Annotated in this window: 23 protein-coding genes and 1 pseudogene; 10 read left to right on the top strand and 14 right to left on the bottom strand. The window is 52.6% G+C overall.

Annotation, left to right across the window (positions count from 1 at the left end; all coding sequences use genetic code 11):
* Positions 1 to 41 precede the first annotated feature (41 nt).
* From NP590_RS08505 to NP590_RS08470, 8 genes and pseudogenes are all read left to right on the top strand, one after another.
* Positions 42 to 1,103 (top strand): pilus assembly protein PilM, encoded by a 1,062-nt coding sequence (locus tag NP590_RS08505; protein ID WP_256601912.1) that lies wholly within the window; start codon positions 42 to 44, stop codon positions 1,101 to 1,103.
* Positions 1,103 to 1,675, top strand: a complete 573-nt coding sequence (locus NP590_RS08500; RefSeq protein WP_256601910.1) for a PilN domain-containing protein — start codon at positions 1,103 to 1,105, stop codon at positions 1,673 to 1,675. Before NP590_RS08505 ends, NP590_RS08500 begins: the two co-directional genes overlap by 1 nt.
* The gene (locus tag NP590_RS08495; protein WP_256601909.1) at positions 1,672 to 2,304 is read left to right on the top strand and encodes a type IV pilus inner membrane component PilO; all 633 of its coding nucleotides are present in this window, start codon (positions 1,672 to 1,674) and stop codon (positions 2,302 to 2,304) included. Before NP590_RS08500 ends, NP590_RS08495 begins: the two co-directional genes overlap by 4 nt.
* Complete coding sequence (locus NP590_RS08490; RefSeq protein ID WP_371927285.1) at positions 2,304 to 2,855, top strand: pilus assembly protein PilP; 552 nt, start codon at positions 2,304 to 2,306, stop codon at positions 2,853 to 2,855. The genes NP590_RS08495 and NP590_RS08490 overlap by 1 nt, the downstream gene beginning before the upstream one ends.
* 14 nt (positions 2,856 to 2,869) lie before the next feature.
* Entirely contained in the window at positions 2,870 to 5,122 is a 2,253-nt protein-coding gene (locus NP590_RS08485) for a type IV pilus secretin PilQ (protein ID WP_256601907.1), read from the top strand.
* A gap of 460 nt (positions 5,123 to 5,582) precedes the next feature.
* Positions 5,583 to 7,367 carry a sensor histidine kinase gene (locus NP590_RS08480; RefSeq protein ID WP_256601906.1) on the top strand — a complete coding sequence of 595 codons (1,785 nt, stop codon included), beginning with the start codon at positions 5,583 to 5,585 and terminating at the stop codon, positions 7,365 to 7,367.
* A gap of 16 nt (positions 7,368 to 7,383) precedes the next feature.
* Positions 7,384 to 8,978, top strand: a pseudogene (locus NP590_RS08475) (diguanylate cyclase domain-containing protein); the annotation flags it as partial.
* 3 nt (positions 8,979 to 8,981) lie between these two features.
* Positions 8,982 to 9,872: a putative bifunctional diguanylate cyclase/phosphodiesterase gene (locus tag NP590_RS08470; protein ID WP_371927284.1), complete on the top strand. Its 891-nt coding sequence runs from the start codon at positions 8,982 to 8,984 to the stop codon at positions 9,870 to 9,872.
* A 174-nt stretch (positions 9,873 to 10,046) separates the two neighbouring features.
* Here the strand turns inward: NP590_RS08470 and NP590_RS08465 are convergent, their stop codons facing one another.
* The 6 genes from NP590_RS08465 to NP590_RS08440 all read right to left on the bottom strand — a co-directional run bounded on the left by NP590_RS08465 (position 10,047) and on the right by NP590_RS08440 (position 17,264).
* Entirely contained in the window at positions 10,047 to 10,790 is a 744-nt protein-coding gene (locus NP590_RS08465) for a DUF3240 domain-containing protein (protein ID WP_256601903.1), read from the bottom strand.
* 86 nt (positions 10,791 to 10,876) lie between these two features.
* Positions 10,877 to 11,182, bottom strand: a complete 306-nt coding sequence (locus NP590_RS08460; protein ID WP_256601902.1) for a DUF3240 family protein — start codon at positions 11,180 to 11,182, stop codon at positions 10,877 to 10,879.
* Positions 11,179 to 14,241 carry an efflux RND transporter permease subunit gene (locus tag NP590_RS08455; RefSeq protein WP_256601901.1) on the bottom strand — a complete coding sequence of 1,021 codons (3,063 nt, stop codon included), beginning with the start codon at positions 14,239 to 14,241 and terminating at the stop codon, positions 11,179 to 11,181. Before NP590_RS08455 ends, NP590_RS08460 begins: the two co-directional genes overlap by 4 nt.
* A complete protein-coding gene (locus NP590_RS08450) occupies positions 14,241 to 15,338 on the bottom strand; it encodes an efflux RND transporter periplasmic adaptor subunit (RefSeq protein WP_256601900.1) in 1,098 nt (365 codons plus the stop codon). The genes NP590_RS08455 and NP590_RS08450 overlap by 1 nt, the downstream gene beginning before the upstream one ends.
* Positions 15,335 to 16,648, bottom strand: a complete 1,314-nt coding sequence (locus tag NP590_RS08445; protein WP_256601899.1) for a TolC family protein — start codon at positions 16,646 to 16,648, stop codon at positions 15,335 to 15,337. The genes NP590_RS08450 and NP590_RS08445 overlap by 4 nt, the downstream gene beginning before the upstream one ends.
* A gap of 85 nt (positions 16,649 to 16,733) precedes the next feature.
* A complete protein-coding gene (locus NP590_RS08440; protein ID WP_256601898.1) occupies positions 16,734 to 17,264 on the bottom strand; it encodes a hypothetical protein in 531 nt (176 codons plus the stop codon).
* A gap of 8 nt (positions 17,265 to 17,272) precedes the next feature.
* Here NP590_RS08440 and NP590_RS08435 point away from each other — a divergent pair, with 8 nt between their 5' ends.
* On the top strand, positions 17,273 to 18,226 hold the full coding sequence (locus NP590_RS08435) for a Tim44 domain-containing protein (RefSeq protein ID WP_256601897.1): 954 nt from the start codon (positions 17,273 to 17,275) through the stop codon (positions 18,224 to 18,226).
* Positions 18,227 to 18,228: 2 nt separating this feature from the next.
* A complete protein-coding gene (locus tag NP590_RS08430; protein WP_256601895.1) occupies positions 18,229 to 18,846 on the top strand; it encodes a class I SAM-dependent methyltransferase in 618 nt (205 codons plus the stop codon).
* Between the two features lie 108 nt (positions 18,847 to 18,954).
* Here NP590_RS08430 and NP590_RS08425 read toward each other — a convergent pair whose 3' ends face one another.
* From NP590_RS08425 to NP590_RS08390, 8 genes are all read right to left on the bottom strand, one after another.
* On the bottom strand, positions 18,955 to 19,146 hold the full coding sequence (locus NP590_RS08425) for a hypothetical protein (protein ID WP_256601894.1): 192 nt from the start codon (positions 19,144 to 19,146) through the stop codon (positions 18,955 to 18,957).
* 382 nt (positions 19,147 to 19,528) lie between these two features.
* Complete coding sequence (gene speE, locus NP590_RS08420; protein ID WP_256601893.1) at positions 19,529 to 20,374, bottom strand: polyamine aminopropyltransferase; 846 nt, start codon at positions 20,372 to 20,374, stop codon at positions 19,529 to 19,531.
* A 707-nt stretch (positions 20,375 to 21,081) separates the two neighbouring features.
* A complete protein-coding gene (locus NP590_RS08415) occupies positions 21,082 to 21,285 on the bottom strand; it encodes a hypothetical protein (protein ID WP_256601892.1) in 204 nt (67 codons plus the stop codon).
* Between the two features lie 61 nt (positions 21,286 to 21,346).
* The gene (locus NP590_RS08410) at positions 21,347 to 21,550 is read right to left on the bottom strand and encodes a hypothetical protein (protein WP_256601890.1); all 204 of its coding nucleotides are present in this window, start codon (positions 21,548 to 21,550) and stop codon (positions 21,347 to 21,349) included.
* Positions 21,543 to 22,160, bottom strand: a complete 618-nt coding sequence (locus NP590_RS08405; RefSeq protein WP_256601888.1) for a hypothetical protein — start codon at positions 22,158 to 22,160, stop codon at positions 21,543 to 21,545. The genes NP590_RS08410 and NP590_RS08405 overlap by 8 nt, the downstream gene beginning before the upstream one ends.
* Complete coding sequence (locus tag NP590_RS08400) at positions 22,160 to 24,151, bottom strand: DUF927 domain-containing protein (RefSeq protein WP_256601886.1); 1,992 nt, start codon at positions 24,149 to 24,151, stop codon at positions 22,160 to 22,162. Before NP590_RS08400 ends, NP590_RS08405 begins: the two co-directional genes overlap by 1 nt.
* Complete coding sequence (locus tag NP590_RS08395; protein WP_256601884.1) at positions 24,144 to 24,299, bottom strand: hypothetical protein; 156 nt, start codon at positions 24,297 to 24,299, stop codon at positions 24,144 to 24,146. Before NP590_RS08395 ends, NP590_RS08400 begins: the two co-directional genes overlap by 8 nt.
* A 4-nt stretch (positions 24,300 to 24,303) precedes the next feature.
* A complete protein-coding gene (locus NP590_RS08390) occupies positions 24,304 to 24,588 on the bottom strand; it encodes a helix-turn-helix transcriptional regulator (protein ID WP_256601883.1) in 285 nt (94 codons plus the stop codon).
* Positions 24,589 to 24,803 lie beyond the last annotated feature (215 nt).

Below are 24,803 nucleotides of genomic sequence, written 5' to 3'. Positions count from 1 at the left end.
ACGGATCCTTTTAATATATTTACGTTTAATAGGTTTCATTCATGAGCTGGTTTAACAGGAATCAGTCCGCATTGCTTGGTATCGATATCAGCACGGCAGCGGTTAAATTATTGGAATTGAGTCGAACCGGCGCTCGCTTCAAGGTTGAGAGCTATGCGGTGGCGCCGCTTCCGCAGGACGCGATTATTGATAAAAACATTACCAATGTAGAACTGATAGGCAATGCCATAAGAACGGCGGTCAAACAATCCGGCAGCAAGGCCAAGCGCGCGTGCGTCGCCGTGGCCGGCTCTTCGGTGATGACCAAAATCATATCCATGCCGGCGTCGCTGAGTACCGCCGAGATGGAAGAACAGATCATGGTGGAGGCGGATCAATATATTCCTTATTCGCTGGATGAAGTAAACCTCGACTTCGATGTGCAGGGCGTATCGAAAAGCAACCCGGAAATGCTGGATGTGTTGTTGGCCGCTTCGCGGCGGGAAAATATAGAAGACCGGGTTGAGGCCTTGGCTTACGCCGGCTTAAAAGCCGCCATTGTGGATGTTGAGGCATTTGCCATGGAAAATGCCTTTACCTTGTTGGTTGACCAATTGCCCGAAAGAGTGGAACACAAAACCGTGGCGATAGCCGATATCGGCGCCACCATGACATCATTGAATATCTTGCACGAAGGCAAAACCATTTACACCCGCGAGCAGGGCTTTGGCGGAAAGCAGCTCACGGAAGAAATTCAGCGCCGCTACGGACTGTCGTATGAAGAGGCGGGGCTCGCCAAACGGCATGGCGGACTGCCGGATAACTATATTCCGGACGTGTTGGAGCCTTTCAAGAAAGCCATGCTGCAGCAGATTGCCCGATCGCTGCAATTTTTTGTCTCATCCAGCGCGAACAGAGGCGTCGATGCATTAATTTTGGCTGGCGGCTGCGCTTCGATCGCCGGCCTGGAAAAATTGGTCGAACGTGACCTGGGTATCCCTTCCTACATCGCCAATCCCTTTATCAATATGGCGCTTTCGAATCGCGTGAAGCCGCAAAGTTTAAGCAACGATACGCCAGCCATGATGATTGCTTGCGGCCTGGCGCTAAGGAGTTTCGATTAATGGCAAGAATCAACTTACTTCCCTGGCGCGAGGAGTTACGCAAGAAGCAACAGCAGGATTTTGCGGCCGGCATTGGCGCCGCCGTGGTGGCGACGATAGTGGTGCTGGGCTTGGTGTATCTGTACATCGAAGGCTTAAAAGAGCACCAGAATTTCCGCAATCAAATGCTTAAGAATGAAATCGCCGTACTGGATAAAAAAATCGCGGAAATCAAAGATATCGAGGACAAGAAAAACAAGTTGCTGACCAAGATTGATGTCATTCAAAAACTCCAGGAAAGCCGGCCCGAAATTGTGCACTTGTTCGACGAAATGGCAAAGGTTACCCCGGAAGGCATTTATTTGACCAAGTTTGTTCAGGTTGAAACCACATTGACCCTGGACGGCAAGGCCGAGTCCAACGCCCGCATTTCGGCCTATATGCGGGCGATAGACAATTCGGAATGGTTGCATAGCCCGGTATTGGGCGTCATCAAGGGCGAAGGCAAAAGCAGCGGCCAGATGAACGATTTTTCCATGACCGCGAAACAGGGCAGAAACGCAGCTGATGATCAGACGGGAGCCGCGAAATGAATCTATCGGAAGTGAATTGGGATATCAATGCGGCGGGGGGCTGGCCCACCCCGATAAAAATTGCCGCCGGTTGCATCGTATCCTTGCTGGTAATTATCGCCGATGTTTATTACGTCAGTATTCCTCAGCTCGATGAGCTAGAGGTGCTGGAAAAAGAAGAAGAAAGTCTTAAAAGTTCCTTTGAAAACAAGCAGAAAAAAGCCATCAATTTGCAGGACTATCGGGAGCAGTTGGAACAAATAGAATCCTCCCTGGGCGATATGCTGAAACAGATGCCCACCAAAGCGGAAGTCGCCAATTTGTTGGTGGATATTTCCCAAACCGGTTTGGCCAGCGGCCTGGAGTTTAAGCTGTTCCAGCCCAGCGGAGAGGTACGCAAGGAGTTTTATTCGGAATTGCCCATCAATATACAGGTAGTGGGTAAATACGAAGAGCTTGGGTTATTTGTCAGCGGATTGGCATCCTTACCCAGAATTGTCACCGTACACAATGTGAATATCACGCCGTTTGCCAAGGACGATAAGGATAAAAAAGGCGCCATGCTCATGTCGGCTGTTATCAAGACCTACAATGAAGGCGATCCCAATGTTGCGGCGCCGACAAAGGCCAAAAAACGAGGGGGTAAATGATGTTGGCAACACAGTCGTTAACTCCAAAACGCCCGTTCAGTCTGATCCTTGTGGTTTTGTCCGGATTGATGACAGCATGTGGCGGTGACGATGTGAGTGATTTGACCAAATTTATAAACGAGGTCAAGGCCAGACCCAAGGAAACCATAGCGCCATTGCCGGAAAAAAAGATAGTCGAAAGTTTTGTATTCAAACCCGAGGGTTTGCGAGACCCATTTCGACCCGCAGAAAAAAGCACGGACAGCGGGGGGCTGGACCTTTCGGGAGTCAGCGGCATTCGGCCGGATACCGACCGCCGGAAGGAAGAACTGGAGGCTTTTTCGCTCGACACATTGAGGATGATGGGAACCCTGAAATCGGAACGCGGCCTGTGGGGTTTAATAAAAGCCAAGGACGGGACAATACATAGCGTTCAGGTGGGTAATCATATGGGTCAAAATTACGGCAAGATTATCCGTATCCTCGAAGACAAAATCGAATTAATGGAAATCGTGCCCGATAAACCGGGAACTTGGCGCGAACAACAAGCAACATTAGCGTTGACTGAGTAATTAAGGTTACAGACATGAGTACTAAGCAGAATATGATGATGGGGAATTTACACAGCCGACTTGCTCGTCAATGGCTATTAATGCTGACTTTGACGCTATGGATTTTTTCGGTTTCAGCCGAAGAAATGACGATCAACAATTTGGAGTTTTCCAGTTTGGCGGGTAATCAGCTGCAAATCCAGCTGGAACTGAGCGGTAATGCCTTCGAGCCGAAAATATTTCAAACCGATAATCCCTCAAGATTGGCATTGGACTTTGAAGGCGTCAAAAGCAATCTGGCCAAAAAAAGCTTTCCCATTAATCAAGGCGCGGCTAATACGGTATATGTGGTGGAGGCATCGGGCCGCACACGCATCGTAATCAACCTGACGGAAAAAGTGCCTTATGAAACCAAAATCGACGGCAACAAATATTACATCATGCTGAAATCGGCCGGATCTCTGGCCACGGTCAACAAAATCGTCCAAACCAGCGCCGCCAAGCAAACCGCCCTCAGCCGCTTTCTGCCCGAGCAATCCATCAAAAGCATAGACTTTCGACGCGGACCCAACGGTGAAGGTCGTTTGTTGTTGGGACTTAGCACTCCCAATACCGTGGTCGATGCCAAGCAGACCGGAGGGAAAGTGGTGTTGAACTTTTTAAACACCAAAATTCCCGAGTCACTGATCAAAAGTTACGACGTGGCGGACTTCGCCACCCCCGTGCAAAAAATCGAAGCCATGCCGCGCGGCGAGGGAGTCGCAATTACCATCACGCCCAACAACCCCAACTACGATTATTCGTCTTATCAGGCCGATAATTTATTGACGGTGGAATTCAGGCCGATGACGCCGGCGGAAAAAGAAGCGCAAATGCGGGAAAAAACGCCTTATATCGGCAGTAAATTATCCTTGAATTTTCAGGAAATTGATGTCAAAGCGGTTTTGATGATCCTGGCCGATCACGTCAAAACCGAAGAGGGAAAGGAAATCAATATTATCACCACCGATTCCGTATCGGGCTCCATTGCCTTGCATGTCAACGACGTGCCATGGGATCAGGTTTTGGATGTGGTCATGAAACTGCGCGGTTTGTCCAAGCGAGAAAACGGTAACGTGATTTTGGTTGGGCCTACCGAAGAAATTAAGGTTTTGGAAGAAAAGGAGTTGGAAGCCAGAAGAGTGCAAGAAGAGCTCGAGCCTTTAAAAACTGAAAATATCCAAATCAACTACGCCAAGGCGGAAAATATTTGCGCGATTTTGCTCGGACGCAGTGTTTCCGCCACCGCGGCCAATGCAAGCGGCGGCAGGAGTACAGGCGGCGCTGGAGGGGCTGGAGGGGGTGGAGGGGTCTGTGGCGCGACGGGAGCCGGTGCCGGTGGAGGCGCGCAAGTGCAAACCGGCGGTACCGGCGGTACCGCGGGCACGGTGGCGAATATGCGCATACTCTCGCCCCGCGGTTCCGTGATCGCCGACGGCAGAACGAACATCTTGATCGTCAAGGATACCGCCACTCAACTGGAAGAAATTCACAAGATGATTGCCAAACTGGATATTCCGGTCAGGCAAGTGATGATAGAAGCCCGCATTGTGATTGCAAATACCGGCTTCGCCAGAGACCTGGGTATGCGATTTGGTGTCGGCACCGTTCGCAGCAGCAGTACGGCGGACGTGGGCGCGTTGGCCGATCTGGGCTATACCCTGGCCGCCGCCAGTCCACCGGGCGCCTTGGCCATGACGCTGGCCAGCGGCGCGAATTATCTGTTGAGCCTGGAAATCGATGCCTTGCAAAATGAACGCAAGGGCGAACAGCTGGCAAACCCCAGGGTACTGACCTCGGACCGGCAACTTGCCCATATCGAACAGGGTCAGCAAATTCCATTTACGGCCGCGTCGGCCAATCAGGGCACCAATACCGAATTCATTGATGCGACCCTGGTGATGGACGTCACCCCGCAAATCACACCATCGGGCAGTATCATCATGGAAATCGAAGTCAGCAAGGACGCTCCCGGCTTGCCGGTTCCGCAAGCCCAAGGCGGTACCGCACTGGCTATCGAAAAGAAAAACGTCCACACCCGGGTACAGGTGGAAGACGGCGAAACCGTGGTGTTGGGCGGAGTCTACGAATCCAATGTCAATGACACAAAGCGTTCCGTGCCATGGTTTGGAGACATCCCCGGCTTCGGTTGGTTGTTTACGCCCAATAAAAATATGGAAGATACCAAAAGCGAATTGTTGATTTTTGTAACGCCAAAAATCGTGAAAAATAAAATTCAGCAGCCGTAATTTCGGCCAATACCCGTGCCACCTTCCGCCCACCCAACCAAGGCGGCATGGTGGCACACTAATTCCATGTTCGCCGCCTCCAACTTATAAAGCGAGTCGGAAGTTGAGCCTGACGCCTGTGCCAATTGGAGCCGTGAAGTTCAAGACTGAAATTGTCCTTGTCTTGCGGGATTAGCCGTATTTATTTGAATTTGCCGGAAACATCGAATACAACCCTTTCCGAATCCAATCAGGCCCAAAATAGGCCGCAACACATTCCTGTCGATTAAGGCCGAAAGCGCTTGGTATAAGGTCTGTCGCTAGCCGCGCGCTATGCCGAGGGTTTCGGACAATTTCCTCGGCCAGCCCCAGTACAACGCATGGATAGGCAAACACCCTCCAGGCAATGCCTAAACAGACGACGGAGTTTGAAAGCTGGACTGCCATGCTGTAACCTACGGCCAAACCAAGGGGGGCGCCTATGTTGCAGGGTATTGATGCTGTCAGCCATTCGAATCATACCGAGCGCTTTGCCCGAGCGGTGCTCGGTGCGTTGTCCGGACATTTTTGCGTGCTGGACGCGGCCGGCAATATCTTGCAGATCAACAAGCCTTGGCTGGATTTCGAACGGCAACACAGCGTCGGCCGAGCTGAATTCCAAATCGAAACCGGTCAAAACTATCTCGAACTGTTGGAAGCCGGTCATGCCGTCGCCAGAGGCGGCATGGCTTTTGCAAACGGCATACGCACGGTATTAAACGGCGCCGGCAGTCAATTTGTAATGGAATACTCTCTTCCCTCGCCATCCGGGCAGTTGTGGTTTAGCGGTAAAGTCATGCCGTTTCCAGACCAGGAACTGGGCAGCGTCATCATCATCCACGAGAATATTTCCGCGCATAAACAGCTCGAGGATAGACTTAGACATGCCGTGGAGTCGGCTCCGACAGCCTTTGTAATGGTAAACGCCTCGGGAACAATGCTGATGGTGAATGCCCAAGCAGAACATTCATTCGGGTACAGCCGCGAGGAAATGCTCGGAAAAACCGTGGAAATGTTGGTGCCGGAACGCTTTAGGGATGCGCATATCGGTTTTCGCCAAGCTTATTTGGTTAAGCCGGAGTCCCGGCCCATGGGCGCGGGGCGGGATCTCTACGGACGCCGCAAGGACGGCAGTGAATTCCCGGTGGAGATCGGCCTCGGGCTGATAGAAAACCATGCGGAAACCCTGGTGCTCAGTTCGATTGTCGATATCACCGCCCGGAAGCGCATGGAGCGCCGGTTCCGTCAAGCCGTGGAGTCGGCGCCGAATGCCATCGTCATGATCAACGAGTCAGGCCGGATTGTCATGGTCAATGCTCAAACCGAGTTGTCATTCGGCTACCAGCGCAACGAGTTGATTGGTCGGGAAGTAGAATTGCTGGTGCCGGAACGCTTCCGATCTGCCCATATCGCCTTCCGCCAAGCCTATCTGGCCGCACCGGTCTCGCGCCCCATGGGCGCCGGACGCGATCTTTACGGACTGCGCAAGGACGGTAGCGAATTTCCGGTGGAAATCGGTCTGGGCCTGATAGACGATGAAAACGGCAACATCGTGCTCAGCTCCATTGTCGATATCACAGAACGCAAGAACGCCAACGATAAATTGAGGCAAGCGCTCAACGAAAAGGAAATGTTGCTTAAGGAAGTTTACCATCGGGTAAAGAACAACCTGCAGGTGGTATCCAGCCTGATCAATCTGCAAGCCGGCAGCGTCAATAATCAAAATACGGCTGACCTGTTAAAACAAAGCGCCGACCGCATCAAAGCCATGGCCTTGTTGCATGAAAAACTTTACCAGTCCAAGGATCTGGCCAGAATTGATTTCAACGAATACATTCGCAGTTTGGTCAATCATTTGCTGTACGGTTACGGCACGCATGCCGGAAATGTCCTGATTAGCCTGCGGATAGACAACGTATTTCTGGATATGGACACCGCGATTCCTTGCGGACTCATCATCAACGAATTGGTATCAAATGCCTTGAAATATGCGTTTCCGGACGACAAGACAGGGGAAATCCGTATCGGCTTCATTCGAAGCGAAGCCGAGTTTGAACTGACAATCAGCGATAACGGTGTTGGCCTCCCGCCGGAACTGGATTTCAAAAACACCAGCTCGCTGGGGCTGCAATTGGTCGACACCCTGACCAAGCAGTTGCTGGGGCAAATGAGCCTGGACAGGACCGACGGCACCAGTTTTACCCTGCGCTTTGCCGAACTTTCCTGAACAGGAGTAACCCGCCATGCTAAGCAATAAAATCATGATAGTCGAAGACGAAGGCATCATCGCTATGGATATCCGTAAACAATTGACGGATTTCGGCTATGAAGTGGTGGCGACCGCATTTTCCGGTGGACAAGCCATTTCCCTGGCCCACGAACACAAGCCGGATTTGGTCATGATGGATATCGTGCTCAAGGGCGACATGGACGGAATCAGTGCCGCGCGGGCAATTAGCAATACGCTACACATTCCGGTGATATTCCTGACGGCCTACAGCGATCCCAACACCTTAAGACGCGCAAAAGCCACGGGCGCCTACGGTTACTTGATCAAACCGTTTCGTCCCGACGAACTGCATGCTTCCATAGAAGTGGCGCTGTATAAACACCAGTTGGAACGCAAGCTTAAGGAAAGCGAACAGTGGTTCGGCAAGACACTGCATTGCATCAGCGACGCCGTGATCGCCACGGATGAACGGGGCCGGATTCGCTTCATGAATCCGGCCGCCGAGACGGCCACGGAACACACACTGGAACAAGTCAGAGGCGCATCCATAGGCGATGTCATCACGCTGCGGAGAGAAGCGGATCGCGCGATCATCGAAAACCCAGTGCTTATATCCCTGAAAAACCTGGAAGTCACCCATTTGAATTGCGCCACGCTGCTGGTGAATCAATCCGGCGTTCAGTTTCCGGTTGACGACGGTGCTGCCCCTATTTTGGACGATGACGGCAGTTTGCTGGGGGCGGTAATGGTATTTCGCGACATCAGCGCCCGCAGGGAAATGGAACAACAACTGCGCGAGAGCGAGGAGCGTTTCCACAGCGCATTCGAGCTGGCCGCCATCGGCATGGCATTGGTGGCCCTGAACGGCGACTTCCTGCAAGTCAACCAAGCGCTATGCGAAATATTCGGCTATGCGAACCATGAACTGCTGAACGCCAATTTACAAATGCTGACCCACGGCGATCAGCAAAATCATGAACTGGACCGGCATATGAAGCAATTGTTGGCGGACCAAATCCCGACCTTTCAAATCGAGGTGGAATGTTTTCACAAAACCGTCGGTAAAATGGTCTGGATCATGCTGAGCGCCTCCCTGGTACGCGACCCGGATGGCGAACCGCAGTATTTCATCATTCAAGTCCAGAATATTACCAATCGCAAATACGCCGAACAGCAATTGATTTACTTGGCCAACCACGACCCCTTGACCGGCTTGTTGAACCGCGACCAGTTTCATAGCAGCCTGACACAGGCCGTGTCCTCGGTAAATCGGCATGACACCAAACTGGCTCTGCTATATCTGGATCTGGATCGCTTCAAATTGATCAACGACACCTTGGGGCACAGGTTGGGTGATTTATTGCTGCAGGCCGTCAGCGAGCGTTTGAGGAGTTCGGTTCGTCGCCACGATTTGCTGGCCCGCTTGGGCGCGACGAATTCGTAGTGCTGCTGACCGATATCGCGCATGCCGACGATGCCGGCAGGATCGCGGAAAAGACTATAGACATTCTGACCCAGCCCTTCACGCTGGAAGGTAACGATATTGTAATCACGGCCAGCATCGGTATCAGCGTTTACCCCAACGACGGCAAGGACAGCCATACGCTGTTGATGAACGCCGACAGCGCCATGTATCTGGCCAAGGAACGCGGCAAAAACAACTATCAGTTTTATACGTTGGCGATGACAGAACGCTCGCTGGAGCGCATGACCATAGAACGGGGTTTGCGACACGCCCTGGCCCACGACGAACTGAGGCTGCACTACCAACCTCAGATCGATAGCGGTAGCGGTCGGGTGGTTGGAGTCGAGGCCCTGGTACGTTGGCAGCATCCGGAGTGGGGCCTGGTATATCCGGACCGTTTCATCTCCGTGGCGGAGGAAACCGGACTCATCGTGCCTATTGGCGCTTGGGTGCTGCGTACTGCCTGTCAGCAGGCAAAAGCCTGGCTGGAAACCCATGGCCCGTTCAATTGCGTGGCGGTCAACGTCTCTCCACGCCAATTTATGGAAACCAACCTGTTGCAAACCATAAATCAAACCCTGGCCGAAACCGGTTTGCCACCTGGAGCGCTGGAACTGGAAATCACCGAGTCGGCGGTCATGCAGGATCCGGAGAACACCCTGCAGGTGTTGCATCAGTTACAACAACTGGGCGTGCGGCTGAGCATAGACGATTTCGGCACCGGCTATTCCAGTTTGACCTATTTACGCCGCTTTCCGGTGCAGAGCGTTAAGATAGACCGTTCCTTTGTCATCGACCTGCCCGACGATGAAGGCAGCAAGACCCTGGTGAGGGCGATCATTGCGCTGGCACACGAACTTAAGCTGTTTGTGGTTGCCGAAGGGGTGGAAACCGCGGCGCAATTGTCATTTTTAAAAAGCCAGCAATGCGATTCGCTGCAAGGTTATATGTTTAGCAAACCCGTGGATGCGGAACTACTTAAGCCCGGCTTGATGAGCGCGGAATTCGACACCAGCGCGTCTAATCAGCCGATATAAACTTATCCCTCCGGAAAGCATATCCGACGAAGCAATCCAATTCCGTAATGGCTGAACGCCAAATCGCAAGGAATGCATGGTCTGAGTTACCGTTCGGAAAGTAACCACGGCGGGGCGCGGTTAACTTGTCTCCTGGCGGAAAAATGATCGCCCCGAGTTTCCGTGCTTTTCGGTTTAGATAATCCCGAATTCGACGACGGGAGTTATCCAATAATAAATGTTCTTGCTGGAAAACTGGCTTTTAATATTATCCAATACTTCGCTGATTACCAGCTTGGTGGCAAAAAACTGAAAGCGGCGGGATTTTCTTTCCGGCCCTTCCAGCTCGGTCATAAAGCGGGTTATACGATGGTCCGGGGAGTCTAACTCGCCCAGTGAGTCGGTATGCTCGAATTCGAATCCCACCAAACATTCCGCCAAGGCCATTTCAATCTCGGCCGGCACGATAAAGGTCACTTGAAATTGCTGGTGATGCATGGCGTTACAAAACTCGTCTTGAGAGCTGAATTGATCGGAGACGTTTTTTATCACTTCTAAATTCTTACCCCGGCGCCGGTCGCCGTGGCGTTTTTCTAGATACATGGTGTCATCGACAGGGGCTTGCTGCTGGCGGGGGTCGTTATCCCAACTGCGATGATGGTAGGGCCTGACCAGCACATAGCGGCCATTCAAACGCCGGTTTTTCAGGCCGTTGACCGCACGCTTGACCGACCATTCCGAATCCAAGGTCACCAGACCGTGATATTCAATCGTATCGTGCCGCTTATCCCGCAAGGCCAAAATCTCGATATTGAGTATCTGCCCGGCCTTTTTTAAAAAACCGCTTTTCAATACGGGGCTGATGAATTCGGATATTTCAACATGCTGGGTGTTGGCGGGAATTCGTCTCAAAAAAATATTCATATCGGATGTTGGCATAAACTCAATCCACCGTTAATTATTGGCTAAAATCACGGCACCTGAAAAAGCTTAGCATCCAAAATTAAAATCTGCTTAAGATTTGTTTAAATTTCACCGTGTTCCAGTACCGGCACCACCCAATAGTGCAGACCGGCACCGGCAAAACAGGCTTTTATTTTGGTTAAAAACGCCGACACATCATCCTTATCAATATACATCTGAAAACGGATTTTGCGCTGCCGGCCACTGACCTGCTCCGCAATCGACAAATCCTGGTTGCGGTGATCGTGCGCATTGACCGGAAAACTGGAAAAACCCTGCGCCGTTTCAAATGTCAACAAACAGTCGACCACGGCTTCCTCCAGGGCGGGTGGTACATTGATGGTAATCAGATAAGTGTCGTGCGTCATGCGGCTTGCTCCTGGTCTTGCCCGAATAATTGATACAGAATGGGTAACAGAATGAGCGTCAAAAAAGTCGACGAAACCAGGCCGCCGGTTACCACGATTGCCAGCGGCCGCTGAATTTCCGAACCGGGACCGCTGGCGAACAGTAACGGAATCAAGCCGAAGGCGGCAATGCTGGCGGTCATCAATACCGGCCGCAAGCGGCGCGCCGAACCGACGATGACCGCCCTGGATACCGCCATGCCGCCGGCGCAGAGCTGATTGAAATAGCTCACCATCACCACGCCGTTCAATACCGCGATGCCCAGCAGTGCGATAAAACCGACCGAGGCCGGCACCGACAAGTATTCGCCGGAGGCCCACAAGGCAAAGACTCCGCCTATCATGGCCATGGGTATGTTGGCCAGCACCAATATCGCCTGGCGGACGGAACCGAAGGTGGTAAACAGCAGCAAAAATATTAGCCCCAACGACACCGGAATCACCAGCGACAAGCGGGCCGCCGCGCGCTGCTGGTTTTCGAACTGGCCGCCGAATTCGACCCGATAACCGGCCGGCAGCTGGACTTTTTCGGCCACCAGTTTGCGCGCTTCGTCGACGAAACCGACCAAATCGCGCCCCTCCACATTGCTGCGTACCACGACGAATCGCTGACCTTTTTCCCGGCCTATGGACACCACGCCCTCGACCTGCTGAATCTTGGCCAGAGCCGTGATGGGTACATGGTCGCCGTCCGGCAAGGTGATTTGCAAATTGGCAAAATTGGCGGTGTTGCTGTCTCCCCGCAATAGTAACGGCGTACGTTTGATGCCTTCCTGCACGATGCCCAGTTGGGTGCCTTCGATCTGGGCTCGCAACATGTTTTCGATGCTGTCCGCATCCAGACCGAAACGGCCGGCCGCCTGTCTGTCTATGCTCAATTGCAAAAATTGCATGCCCTCGTTTTTACGCATGAATACGTCGCTGGCGCCATCGATGGTACGCAATAGCGCTTCAATTTCCTCGCCCTTGCGGTTCAATACCTCCAGGTCGGGCCCGAACAATTTGATCGCCACGTCGCCGCGGGTGCCGGTCAACATTTCCGATACCCGCATTTCTATCGGTTGAGTAAACCCGAACGCGATGCCGGGGGTATGCGGCATGATGTGGCGGATGGACTCGATCAGGGCTTCCTTATTGGCCACGCGCCATTCATTTCTGGGCTTGAGCACCAAAAAGGTATCGGTTTCGTTCAGGCCCATGGGGTCCAGGCCCAACTCATCGGTACCCACCCGCGACACCACGGTTTCAACTTCCGGAATGTGTTCGAGGATATTTTTTTGCACCCGCATGTCCAGCTTGACCGAGTCCTGCAAGGTAATCGAGGGCAATTTCTCCAATTGAACGATGATGTCGCCTTCGTCCATGGTTGGCATGAAGGTGCTGCCGATTTGGCTGAACACCAAAACCGTTAACGCCAGCAAGCCACCGGCCGTGAGAAAAATTTTTTTACTGTTGTCCATGCACCAAACCAGCAAGGGTTCGTACAGTCGTTGCAACTGCCTGGGCAGCCAGGGCTCTTCGTGGGATACCCGGGTGAGCAGATACGAAGCCAGCACCGGGATCACGGTCAGGGACAATATCAACGATCCGCTCAGGGCAAATACGATGGTCATGGCGACCGGACCGAACAGCTTGCCTTCCAGTCCTTGCAGGGTCAGCAGGGGCAAAAAAACGATGACGATGATCAAAATGCCCGAAGTAACCGGTGCCGCCACTTCGCGGGTGGCGCGGTAAATCATGTGCAAGCGCGGCAGGCGTTCGGCTTTTTGATGATCGGCCAGCTGGGTGATGATATTTTCCACAACCACCACCGCGCCATCCACCAGCATGCCTATGGCTATCGCCAATCCGCCCAGACTCATCAAATTGGCCGACATGCCGAATGCCTTCATCATGATGAAGGTAAACAATGCCGCCATCGGCAGAGCCAGTGCCACTGTCAACGCGGCGCGCAAATCGCCGAGAAACAGAATCAGCAACACCACCACCAGCACGATGGCCTCCAGCAGGGCCTGGGTGACGGTATGCACCGCCTTGCCGACCAGAACGCCCCGGTTGTAGAACACATTGATTTTGACGCCCTCCGGCAAGCTGGCCTTCATCTCTTCCAACTTGGCCTCGATAAGCTCGACGGTTTGCCGAGCATTGGCACCGCGTAAACTCAATATGACGGCCGTAACTGCTTCGCTCAAACCGTCCTTGCTGACCGCACCGTAGCGCGTCAGTGAACCGATACGCACCTCGGCCACATCGTCCACCCGAATCGGCTGACCGTCTTTTTGTGCGATGACGATGGCCCGGACATCCTGTTCGTTTTTTATCCGCCCTTCGGCGCGCACGATCAACGCTTCCTCGCCCTCGGTCAAGCGGCCGGCGCCGTCGTTGCGGTTGTTTGCCCGCAGCGCGGCGGTCAACCGAGCCATGTCGATATTGCGCGCAGCCATGCGCAGGTTGTCGGGCACCACTTCAAAGCTGCGTACCAGTCCGCCCAGGGGATTGACGTCGGCGACGCCGGGTACGGTGCGCAGAGCCGGTCTCAGTACCCAATCCAGCAGAGAGCGGCGCTCCATCAGACTCAAATCGCCGCCTTCAATGGCAAACATAAACATCTCGCCCAGTGGCGTGGTCATCGGCGCGATACCGCCCTGCACGCCTTCGGGCAAATTACCCCAAATGCCGTTCAAGCGCTCGGCCACCTGTTGCCTGGCCCAATAAATATCGGTGCCTTCCTCGAAATCCAGGGTGATGTCGGTAATGGCATATTTGGCTAAGGAGCGCAGCATGGTTTGGTGCGGAATACCCAATAATTCCACCTCGATGGGCGCGGTGATGCGGGTTTCCACTTCCTCCGGTGTCATGCCGTTGGCTTTGACGATGATTTTGACCTGGGTTGGCGAGACTTCAGGAAAAGCGTCGATAGGGAGATCTTTGAAGGCGGAATAACCGCTGCCCGCCAGTAAAACCACCAAAAGGCACATCATCAGGCGTTGCGACAACGCAAAACGAATCAAGGCGGCCATCATTCATCTCCGCCCATGCCTAACCAATTGGCCTTTAACGCCACCGCGCCGCGCACGGCAATCCGCTCCTGTCCCGTCAGGGGGGCGCTGATTAACGCTTCGCCATCCTGCCGGCCCACGACATCGACTTCGATGACGGCAAAACCGTCCGTATTTCGCACAAAAAGGTAGGATTTGCCGCCGTTTTGGGCAATGGCGGCATTGGGCACTTTAAACCCGGCTTGCCGGCCGGCTTGTTGGATTTGTACGTTGAGTGTTTGCCCCACGCGCAAGCTATCCGCGCCGCCTTGCACAACCGCGCGAACCTGCATGGTTTGGTTTTCCCGATTTACGCTTTGTCCCAACAGGGTGATTTTGGCTCGCACCCGGCCGTTTTCGTCCTCCACCCAATCGCCGATATGCACGCTAGCCATGCGTTCCGATGGAATATTGATTTCCAGCCAAAGCTCCGACAAGTCTCCTATCCGGTAGACAGGCGCCTGTATGTCCAGGCGCGAACCCAAGGTTGCCATGCGCTCCAAAACCACACCGCTGATAGGTGCCCGCAAGTTCAACAGGCTGTCGAGCTTGTGGCTTTTCTCTAAAACGCCGATGTCCGAAGAACTCATGCCCGCCATCAATAACAGCTGTCTGGCTTCATCCGCCTGCGCCGCTTTGCTGCCATACATGGCCTGGGTTTCCTGCCAACGCCTTTCGGCTATGACGCCTTCAGCCAGCAAGGTTTTGTCCCGCCGCCGTTCCAGGCTTGCCAAGTGCAAATTGCCGCGCGCCGTCAGATATTGCTGTTGCAAGGCCACCAAGCCGGGGCTATGCATTTGCGCCAAAATCTGGCCTTTTTCCACTTTATCGCCCAGGTTAGCTTGCAACTGGGTTAACAAACCGGGCTGCGATGCCGTCAACAGCAACTCCCGGTTGACGGGCACGGCCACCCGGGCCGGTGCATAAAATACCGACAAGTGCCGACTCGGCTGCAAGCCGCCGACTTCTATGGCCAGATTATCGATTTGTTCCGCGCTGATGCGGATACTCATGTCCTCGGCGGCGGCCCCGGCCGCACATGCGCAGCCCATCAACACGCTGAATACGATTGACCTCATGGCATGACTCCGACGGCTTGATTATATAAGGCGATGTTACGTTGCAATTTGACTTCCTGTTCCCTGGCGTTACGCACCGCTTCCAGACTGCGGGCCTGTACCTTCAGCAAATCCAGTAAATTGATTTCCCCGGCTTCGAAGCTGGTTTGCATCATCTTCAGATGCTGTTCGGCGATATCCTTCAATTGTCTCGCAATCGCCAGTTCTGCCCGGTTGACTTCTAAGGCATGCTCTGCTTCGTGCAGGCCTTTTTCCAACTGCCGGGTCAAATGCTCCCGCTGCGCCAGAACGTGATTGAGTTCCAGATTGGCGGCGGCAATTTCCGGTGCGTCGTAGGTGCCGTGGCCAAACGGAATCAAAACCCCGATATTAGCGCTTTGCATGTCTTCCGCCCCGCGCTGACCGCGGCTGGTTTTTGCGCCTATGATTACCTTGGGTTGATTGATTGAATCGGTAGTCTTCGCCCACTCGACCGAAGCTTGCTGTTTGGCCACCAAGGCATTGATGGCGGCCAAAAACGGATGGTCCGGCTGGATGGCTTGCAGCCCGCTTTGCTGTTCCAGATAATTAGCCGGTAAACGGGTGGTTTGAGTCAGGCTGGCGTAGCTCTTGCGGCTATGCATGACTTCGGCTTCGGCTTGGGTAAGTAATGTCTTGTTCTGCAAATGTTCGCTTTCGGCCAGCAGCAAATCCGCACGCGGCAAATCGCCCAATTCCACCCGCCGCCCGACTTTACCTAACAACTGGGAGGAAATATCCAGACCGATCTGCGCCTGCTGCAGGCGGTTTTCCGCCAGCGCCATATCCCACAAAGCTTCCCGCAATAATTTGGCTACTTCCAGGCGTACTGCCACGGAATGCTTGCCGGCCGCTTGCTGGGATTCGTGAGCCACCTGTTGTGCCGCATCGCGCTGCCCCCAGAGCCAAACGGTAAATTCCAGATTGGCCGATGCTTCGCGGGAGCCGTTATCGTTGGCTATCCTGTCGTCGGCATAATCCAGCGCCAACGCCGTGGAGCCGGCCAACCAGCTGTCGCCTCGGGTTTGCCAAGCCTCGGCTTGTTGCATCAGAGCCTCGTTGATCAGCCGGTCCGGGTATTTTTGTAGGGTTTCTTCCAGCAACTGAGGCAGAGTCAGGACGGGATCGACTTCCACCGGATCGAGATGCTCGACCAATAATTTTTGGCCGTCGGCCATGTTGGGCTCGAGCGGATTGGCCATGGGGATACGCAACCGATCGTCCGCCCGGCACGGTAAAACCGCCAGCCAAGTCAACGCCAGACAAATTTTAATATGACCGGATACCGTCATATTGAACTCCAATACAATGAAACAGATAGGTGGGACCGGTAGACGGCCCGATAAAGAGGCGGTATCCGGCGGATACCCGGAAGAATTAGGTGGGAGGTGCGCGGCTTAGGTGTTGATTACGCGAGGGGGCGGCGAGATGAGCGGCATCGTGAGGTGAAAAGTTGATCACCCGCAGCAGTGGCTGGACCACCGGCCCCAGGCCGTCACCGTCCGGGTGGTAATATGCCATCGTCTCATCGGTGGACGTTTGTGATTTCAACGCCGATCCCAGTTTTACAATGGCCGAATCCATGCAAGCGACATGCTCGAGCGTTGCCTGGACAAACGAGTCGGTATGATGCAAATGCAGATTTTCAAACTCATGCAGGTGCAAGCCCATAACCGGCGCGGATTGCCCAATGTGCGCATGTACCAACGGCGCCGCAAATTGCAGAGCTATCAGTATCAGAACTAAAAATTGACGCATCAATGCAACCATTGGCGAATTCGGGATGTCTTGGTCTTGGTTTGGGTTTAAATAAACGGCGGTATTGTAGTGATAAGCGTGAGAGGCTATTCTACTTGAAATTGCTGTTAGTGCCCTAACTAATCGTTTTACGTTTTCTTCACCGGACAACAGACACCATGAACAGAAAAATCCGAATTTTGGCTATCACTTTCATCAGCTTGACTTTGCTGATGACAGGCATTCAGGAAGCGCAAGCCAAACGCTTGGGAGGCGGCGGTTCCTTCGGTAGCAGACCAAGCTATAGCGCGCCTTACAAACGCTCCACGGCGCCAAGCTCTGCCAGCCAACCCACCCGCTCCGCCAGCCAGCAACAGGCGGCGGCCCAAAATCAGGCGGCCCGGCAGAATTGGGCTGGTCGCGGCGGTTTGATGGGCATGCTGGGCGGCTTGGCCCTGGGCGGTCTTTTGGGCTCGCTGTTTTTTGGCGGCGCCTTTGAAAACATCAATTTTATGGACATATTGGTATTCGCGGGCATCGCGTTTCTGCTGATGCGCCTGTTTGCTTCCAAGGCCCGTCAATCTCAACCGGCGGCCGATAACGCCTACGGCAGAAGCAGTTATTCCGACCCAAGCGGCACGGGCGATTACGATAGCGCCCCGCAAGTGGGCACCCAGTCGGCCGGTTTCAATACCGACTTGTTATTCGATAAAAACGCCCCCGCAGCCGCGGCCGACGTTCATTCGGCTACCCTTGATGTGCCGACTGATTTCGATCAAGCCGCATTTTTGGCCGGCGCCGAAAGCGCGTTTCGTTATTTGCAGTCGGCTTGGGACAAGGCCGATCTCGCCGCCATCCGTGGTTTGACCACCGACAAGGTGTTTGCGGAAATTCAGGAGCAATTAAAAGCTTCCGGTGCCAACAACAAGACCGATGTATTGAAAGTAGTGCCGGAGTTGCTGGAAATACGCGAAATCGACAACGAGTTGGAAGCCGTGGTGTTGTTCGATTGCATTATGCGCGAGGATGACGGCGAAACCGAGCAGGTGCGCGAAGTTTGGCATTTCATCAAGCCGGTTGGCAGCAAGCAGACCAAGTGGTTTCTGGACGGCATCCAGCAGCTGGAAATCTAAGCGTGTCGGTCAGCGGGGATCAAATTCGCCGGCGCTACGATAGGCTGGCGCCTTGGTTCGATAGTCTGGAAGGATTTCTGGAAGGCCTGATTTTTCGCCGTTTACGCAAAAAATTGTGGGCCTTGGCCGAAGGCCGGCACATCCTGGAAGTGGGCGTGGGGACAGGCAAAAATTTTAACTTTTACCCGCCCGATGCCCGCATGACCGCGATAGACTTTAGCCCGAAAATGTTGGAGCAGGCGAAAAGAAAGCGCGCGCGTAAACAGTTGGACGTGCATTTGGATTTGATCGATGTGCAATCGCTGTGCTATGCGGACAACAGCTTCGATACCGTTGTGGCCAGCTTCGTCTTCTGTTCTGTGCCGCAACCTAGAAAAGGGCTGAAAGAAATTTATCGGGTGTTGAAACCGGGTGGTCAATTATTGTTGCTGGAACATGTGCTCAGCTCCAATAAATTCATGGCCGCCCTGATGAATCTGCTGAACCCCTTGGTGGTTCGTTTGGTGGGCGCCAACATCAACCGGCAAACCGTAAAAAATGTCCAGGCCTGCCCGTTTCGCAGCATCTTCATAGACCCAAGCAGCAGCGACATGCTTAAACTGATCAGGGCGGTCAAATAACTTTACCATCAAAGCCCCGGCGTTTATGAAACGCGGGAGCTTTGGTTTTGACGATCGAACCGATCGGATGTCCTTGGCGGCGGCATTCCGCCGGCATGGGGGAATTACTTAAGCCGAATGTAAAAAGTGTCCTCTGATAGTTTGTTGATTCGCTTTTTGAGTGACGCCATGATTTACCGGATAACTCTGAGAGTGGTTTTCGGTAACTCCGGCGTTATCTTTATCAGCGGGTAACAACAGAAACACGGCCGAAAATGCGGCCGCGGTTAATACGATATTGAAAGCTTTGATTTTTATCATTACCTGATCCCATTATTTTCATTGTTGTTTATCGCGTCAGGCTTTGTATGCGGGAGTATGCCGTTAACAAAAGCCACCTGCTGACTTAAGGCGTTAAGCGATTAACATGCCAATTCAGTTAGCCTTTACTTGCCGACTATTTGAATCCAGGATCTCGCCTTTAAAGCGGAATAGCTCCACGCCATAACTTTCTGTATTTACGGCATGATTCGAATTTGGCCGGATATATTCCGGCAACCGGCCGGCCCGCCGGAAGGCCAATTTTGGCAAACAGTCTCAAGGAAAATGACAGGGGAAAGCGTTTTAGTGGCTGTCAGGCATGACAGCACTGACATATTTGTCAGTGCTGTCAGATTGAATCCGGCCTTGACGCACCGTATTTTTAGGCAAAGACCTTTTTGAAAAATTCCGGCATAGCCAAGCTGGCGTTGTGGATATCGCTATTGTAATAAAGCGTATCGAACGATTTGCTGGCGGCATCGGCTGCGCGGAATTGGGTCAAATCCCCCTTGCCGGCCATGGTGGCACTCCACCAACCGGATGGATAAATGCATTGCGGGAAGAACAGGGTTTGAAAATTTGCAAAACCGCCGGCGCGCATTTCCTCGCGCATTTCCCGCAAAATTTTCATATGCAGCAGAGCCGATTCGCTTTGCTGCACCACGATGCCGTTCTCGCTCAATGCGCGGAAACAATCTTTATAGAAATCGGCGCAGAACAAACCTTCCGCCGGACCGACCGGATCCGTGCTGTCAACGATGATGATGTCCACGCTAGCGGGCGCGGCGTCTTTCACCCATTTGATGCCGTCTATGAATTTAAGATCGGCGCGCGGATCGTTGTTGGATTCGCACAACTCCGGGAAATAAATCTCGGCCAAGCGGGTGACGCGCTCGTCAATGTCGATTTGCACCGCTTGCTCGACGCCGGGGTGTTTCAATACCTCGCGCAAGGTACCGCAGTCGCCGCCGCCGATGATCCAGACCCGTTTCGGATTGGGATGGGTATACAGCACCGGATGGCTCATCATCTCGTGGTAGAAGAAGTTGTCGCGGGTGGATACCATGGTACAGCCGTCGATCACCATCAGATTGCCGAATTGCTCGGTCTCGTAGATTTCCAGAAACTGAAACTCGGATTGCTCCTCGTGCAGTTTACGTTTGATCTTTAATGAAAAGGCGGTGCCGGAAGGCTCCTGAGCTTCGCTGAACCATTGATCGTCGAGCATGTGAAAGTCCTAATTTAGAATCGTAAGATGTGCCATTATACTGAAAGTCCGGGGCCAAATTGTGACGGCAGCTGCTTGGGAACTTGATCGAGCGTACTTCGGGGTGTCAATCTTGAGGCGTTTGCCGGATTGGGTGCTGAGGTCTCGCTCTAAACTGCGTTGTTCGCCCTAATATATCGAGGCTGTCTTGGAAACAAGCCGCCACCCTTGTTATGCTGTTCACCACCGTTTTTAATCCACGTCTTAATCTGAATATCCATTAATTCGGTCATTGTAGCCTCCAAGGTCGGCGCACATAAAAAATCAGTATTTTTTGTTGCATGTGTTCTTATGTTTGCCCGGATATTAGGTCGCTTTTTTGGATTCAATGGCAAGCTCGCGGATATAAAAAAGCCCAGATAGTATCTGAATATATATTGACATCATAAGTAATTGAATTAAATGCAAGTCCGTTAATGTGGCTTTGCATTTGGTGCCTGCCTTGGTGCCCACTTTTTTTGAGTGTACACAGTATTTGATAAGTTCTGGTCATTTTGCCGCTTAATAAAACTTCAGTAAACAGACAACAAAAAGCCGGTGATGAAACCGGCTCTATCGTGAAATGGTTTGATGCATGGCGCTTATCGCACTTTGCCACAACCTATATCAACGTATTATAGAAACGGTTCAAACGAACCAATACGAATCACATTCTATTTGTTGGTTATTTATTCCGGTAACACATCGTCCAACCACTCCACCAGCGCCGCGCCTGGGTGTGTGTATGCGCCATAATCTGCCAGTTCTCGCTGTAACCGTGCCATCAGCTTGGGATTGATTTCAATATCCAGCCGACGAACACCACGCTGCCGGTTTTGTTCCCGCCGCTCTCGTTGATATTCTGCCGATGTTTTAAAACTCGATGCGCCCATAGTTAAGCCTTGATGTTAGTAAAAGTTAGTATTTGAAGTCAGTTCGATAAGTTGTTGATTGCTATAGCTGAAAGTGAGCTGACTCCCTATGGTTTTTATTGTGAAGCATCAGGTTTTTATGGGCATTGAACAACAACATTCCGGCATCAGCCAATAGTGCTAAAGCCTGTTGTCGTTGCTTATCGGTTGGACTCTCAGCAGCAAGCCAAGCCATCAATACATCTTCCGCCAAGTCGCTGAGGGCCTTCAATTCAGCTTCAATCATGTTTAGCACTCCATTGGCTGCAATCGTGCAAGGTATCCGCCCACCAGCAAGCGCCGAAGGGTTGAACGCCAGCACTACATGAACCCGCGCCGCCGCCATGGGTGTTAAAGCTCTGGAAATGAGAACAAGCCTTACAGGTAATGACTGCCGAATCTGGAGTTTTCTGGAGTGCATCGAAGTCATTACAGCGCCGCCACTTGTCAACGACCACGCGCCAGTCGTGAAATTGGCAAGTATCGCCGGATAAATGCCGACAGCTTGAGCATTGTATAAAGTCGGTGGTGTTGCCGATTTTAAGCTGTAAGCAATCATCCGCCTGTTGTAGCTCCCTTGCCAGAATAGCAGCATCCTTGCCGCACTCCGTCAGATACTCGTTGATTATGTCCTGATCGGTTTCGCCAATGGCATCCAGATATGCCAAGAGTTTTTGACGCTCACAAGCTGATAAGCCGGAAGTCTCGGCCTGTAGCTCTAGGATGATCTCGGCCCGGTGTGCTTTCAAAAAGTCGCGCTGATTGCTGGTTAATGCACTGGCCGGGTTGATGCTCAGCTTATCGCCCGCTAATTCAACCATAAAGCCAGCCTCACGGATTTTTAACAAGGCAGCCATTAAAAATACTCCGTATCGTTTTCAGTTTCGTTTTTCTTGGGGGAACTGGGGGAACTGGGGGAACTACCTTGTATTCCGTGGCTTGTAGCGGTTCCCCGTGTTTTTTCCTCGGGGGAACCGGGGGAACTGCTTTCGTTGTCGTCGCTTGGCTTAATCCAGTAAAGATTGAATCGCTGCCCGTTTATAACGGTTTTTTTGGTGCGCTTGCCGTGGTCACGTTCAACAATCCAGCCCGCACTTTCCAAGGCATCCAGTACCCGCTTTAGGTCGTAGCTGCCGCCGGATTCTTTTAACGCCGCACTGGCAAACAGATAAACGCGCTCGCCGTCGCGCTCTGTGTACCATCCGGCCCGTTCCAGTTTTGGCGGATGGTCGCTGGCCTTATCCGTAAAGCGTGTGTCACCATGTTTCAAAATGTAATCACGCACCGATTGCAATATCTGATTGTGTTCGGTGGCTCCCGTGCCGTGTAGAGTTTGCCATTGCTCAAACATGACTTTGCAGGCTTCCAGCGCCGCACCAGCTCTCCAAGGCAATACCCCTGCATCCGTCGCCAATTCCCCAGCCAGTGCATATAATGCAAACCTTGACGCCGCCCGTGCTGCTTGACTGTCGGTGTGCTGGAATTGCTTTTCTATATCGGCAATCTTGCCGCCAAAGTCGGAACTACCGTTCTGTTCCAGCTTGATAATGTACTCGACAAATTTAACACCCGCGTGGCCGTAGTGTTTAGCGCACTGCGTTTTAAAAAAGTCGGACATTGCCCGCCCATCATCAAAACGATGCAAATCATCAAACACGCCGTATTGACGTGCGGCCGGAATGTTCAACAGTCGCACCAGTTGCCCGGCTTTGGTTTGTTTACCACCTTCTTGCATGGCAGACGATATGGAACGCTCACCGGTAGACAATAGCGACAAGCGCCAGCGGTGAACATGCCGCGCTGAGCCGATTCTGTTGGCTCGGGTTTTGCCGGTGCCATTGCCTAAACTGTACACAATCGCCCCGACTTCCCTGGGTTCTGCCTCGCTGATTTCATCCAGGCATAGGCAAGTATCAGACAGCAGCGCCGCCGCGCCCTCTAAACCGTTACTGGTCGCTCGCCATGTGCGCTTGAAGTCTTCGCCACCCCATACGGAAGCGCCGACAATCAAGGCAGTGGTTTTGCCGGTGGAACTATCGCCTATCCAGTGAACGCCCCCGCTATCTCTGTGAACCTTTGCCAGCAATGCGCCCGATAACGACACGCAAACCGAAGTCATTAAAACCGGGTTCTTTTCGCAGTACCCCGCTATTTGCTGCCATTGCTGAAAGTCGCCGCCTACACGCGCCGCACCATCAACGGAAATGCTCTCACTCTGAAAATGAACACGCTCGCCGCCAATGATTCGATCATGCAAAACAAACGCGCCGCCCTTGGTTGTCCAGCCGGTTCTGGTGGCTGCCGTCCATACCGTTTCTGGTGTGCGCCATTGCAGATAGTCAGCTAGTTTTTGGCGATTGCGTGTATCGATCTCCACGCCTGCGGCCAACAGTTCGCCGCGTAATTCTTCACACGAACCGCGCAACAATTCCATAGGCATCGCCCAAAAGCGCCAGCGGCCCAAGGTATCGCGGAATTTCAGCAAGCGGCCAAAGTAACGCCCGTCTTCGGTATTGGTCAGCCCTTCAATGTATAGCGGTGAACAGATAAACAAGGCGTGATGTTCTGGCGGTTTATCGCCTTTGCCTTCGGTGATGTAGCAGTACCAAACGCCCGGCTTACGCTTGCCGCCAAGGTCGAACCAACTTTCCTTAATCAGGAAACAGGGCATTGATAAATCATCAAACGATAGTCGTTCAATCGTTTCTGGTAGCTCGACAACGGTTCCCCTGGTTCCCCGTGCTTTTTTTGTGGGGGAACTACTGCAAGCCTTGATTTTACTGGTGGTTCCCCGAGTTCCCCCGGTTCCCTCGTGATTTTTAATATCGGACTCGACAGCATTAACCATGCAAGCCCCCTACCATGAAAAACCAGGGGGCTAAATGATGAATAACCACTTTGATTCGATAATCGAACCAGTTAAACTTATTGGCGTTGATTGATTTTGAAGCCGCTTGGGGTTCGCCTACCCCTTGCGGCTTTTTGATTTCTGTCATCGGCTTACACCTCCGCGCTTGCATAGCTGCGGGCAGATTCCAGCTCAATAACTAACGCTTTGATTTGATCATCGGACTTGCCAGCAATACGGGCATTGATAATGGCTTGCACTTCGTTAGCGGGCCATGCAACACGTTCGCCGCCAATACTCACAGGCTTAGTGAAAAGACCTTTGCTGATTTTTCTATAGAGGGTTGATCTTGAGTCGCCGGTAACCTGCTGGACAGTTGGGCGACGATATAAGGGGTTGATGGTTGGAAATGTTACTATTCTTGATGTTTCTGTCATTTTCTAAACCTTTTGTATTGAGTAAATGGTTTAGCCATTCCGAGACCGGTTTGGCATGACTGGGAATAATAATGACTGATTTACAAGTCCATGCCTTAGAAATTTTTAAGTTTTAAAAATTGGATGATTTGAGCAAGCTCTAAAATCTGGAAACATTAGGCTTTTTGGGTTATTAAGGTCAAAATATTTATGTTAAACAAGCCCAAGACTATGTA

It is taken from the genome of Methylomonas subterranea (assembly GCF_024505185.1).
GTDB lineage: Bacteria > Pseudomonadota > Gammaproteobacteria > Methylococcales > Methylomonadaceae > Methylomonas > Methylomonas subterranea.
This window is presented reverse-complemented; position numbering and strand designations above follow the sequence as displayed.

Coding starts and splice junctions, on each gene's coding strand:
- NP590_RS08465 (WP_256601903.1), bottom strand. CDS start 10,790: ATGCCAACATCCGATATGAATATTTTTTTGAGACGAATTCCCGCCAAC.
- NP590_RS08450 (WP_256601900.1), bottom strand. CDS start 15,338: ATGAGGTCAATCGTATTCAGCGTGTTGATGGGCTGCGCATGTGCGGCC.
- NP590_RS08455 (WP_256601901.1), bottom strand. CDS start 14,241: ATGGCCGCCTTGATTCGTTTTGCGTTGTCGCAACGCCTGATGATGTGC.
- speE (WP_256601893.1), bottom strand. CDS start 20,374: ATGCTCGACGATCAATGGTTCAGCGAAGCTCAGGAGCCTTCCGGCACC.
- NP590_RS08415 (WP_256601892.1), bottom strand. CDS start 21,285: ATGGGCGCATCGAGTTTTAAAACATCGGCAGAATATCAACGAGAGCGG.
- NP590_RS08435 (WP_256601897.1), top strand. CDS start 17,273: ATGAACAGAAAAATCCGAATTTTGGCTATCACTTTCATCAGCTTGACT.
- NP590_RS08470 (WP_371927284.1), top strand. CDS start 8,982: ATGAACGCCGACAGCGCCATGTATCTGGCCAAGGAACGCGGCAAAAAC.
- NP590_RS08390 (WP_256601883.1), bottom strand. CDS start 24,588: ATGACAGAAACATCAAGAATAGTAACATTTCCAACCATCAACCCCTTA.
- NP590_RS08495 (WP_256601909.1), top strand. CDS start 1,672: ATGAATCTATCGGAAGTGAATTGGGATATCAATGCGGCGGGGGGCTGG.
- NP590_RS08505 (WP_256601912.1), top strand. CDS start 42: ATGAGCTGGTTTAACAGGAATCAGTCCGCATTGCTTGGTATCGATATC.
- NP590_RS08425 (WP_256601894.1), bottom strand. CDS start 19,146: ATGATAAAAATCAAAGCTTTCAATATCGTATTAACCGCGGCCGCATTT.
- NP590_RS08445 (WP_256601899.1), bottom strand. CDS start 16,648: ATGACGGTATCCGGTCATATTAAAATTTGTCTGGCGTTGACTTGGCTG.
- NP590_RS08395 (WP_256601884.1), bottom strand. CDS start 24,299: ATGACAGAAATCAAAAAGCCGCAAGGGGTAGGCGAACCCCAAGCGGCT.
- NP590_RS08480 (WP_256601906.1), top strand. CDS start 5,583: ATGTTGCAGGGTATTGATGCTGTCAGCCATTCGAATCATACCGAGCGC.
- NP590_RS08490 (WP_371927285.1), top strand. CDS start 2,304: ATGTTGGCAACACAGTCGTTAACTCCAAAACGCCCGTTCAGTCTGATC.
- NP590_RS08485 (WP_256601907.1), top strand. CDS start 2,870: ATGAGTACTAAGCAGAATATGATGATGGGGAATTTACACAGCCGACTT.
- NP590_RS08405 (WP_256601888.1), bottom strand. CDS start 22,160: ATGGCTGCCTTGTTAAAAATCCGTGAGGCTGGCTTTATGGTTGAATTA.
- NP590_RS08410 (WP_256601890.1), bottom strand. CDS start 21,550: ATGATTGAAGCTGAATTGAAGGCCCTCAGCGACTTGGCGGAAGATGTA.
- NP590_RS08500 (WP_256601910.1), top strand. CDS start 1,103: ATGGCAAGAATCAACTTACTTCCCTGGCGCGAGGAGTTACGCAAGAAG.
- NP590_RS08400 (WP_256601886.1), bottom strand. CDS start 24,151: ATGGTTAATGCTGTCGAGTCCGATATTAAAAATCACGAGGGAACCGGG.
- NP590_RS08460 (WP_256601902.1), bottom strand. CDS start 11,182: ATGACGCACGACACTTATCTGATTACCATCAATGTACCACCCGCCCTG.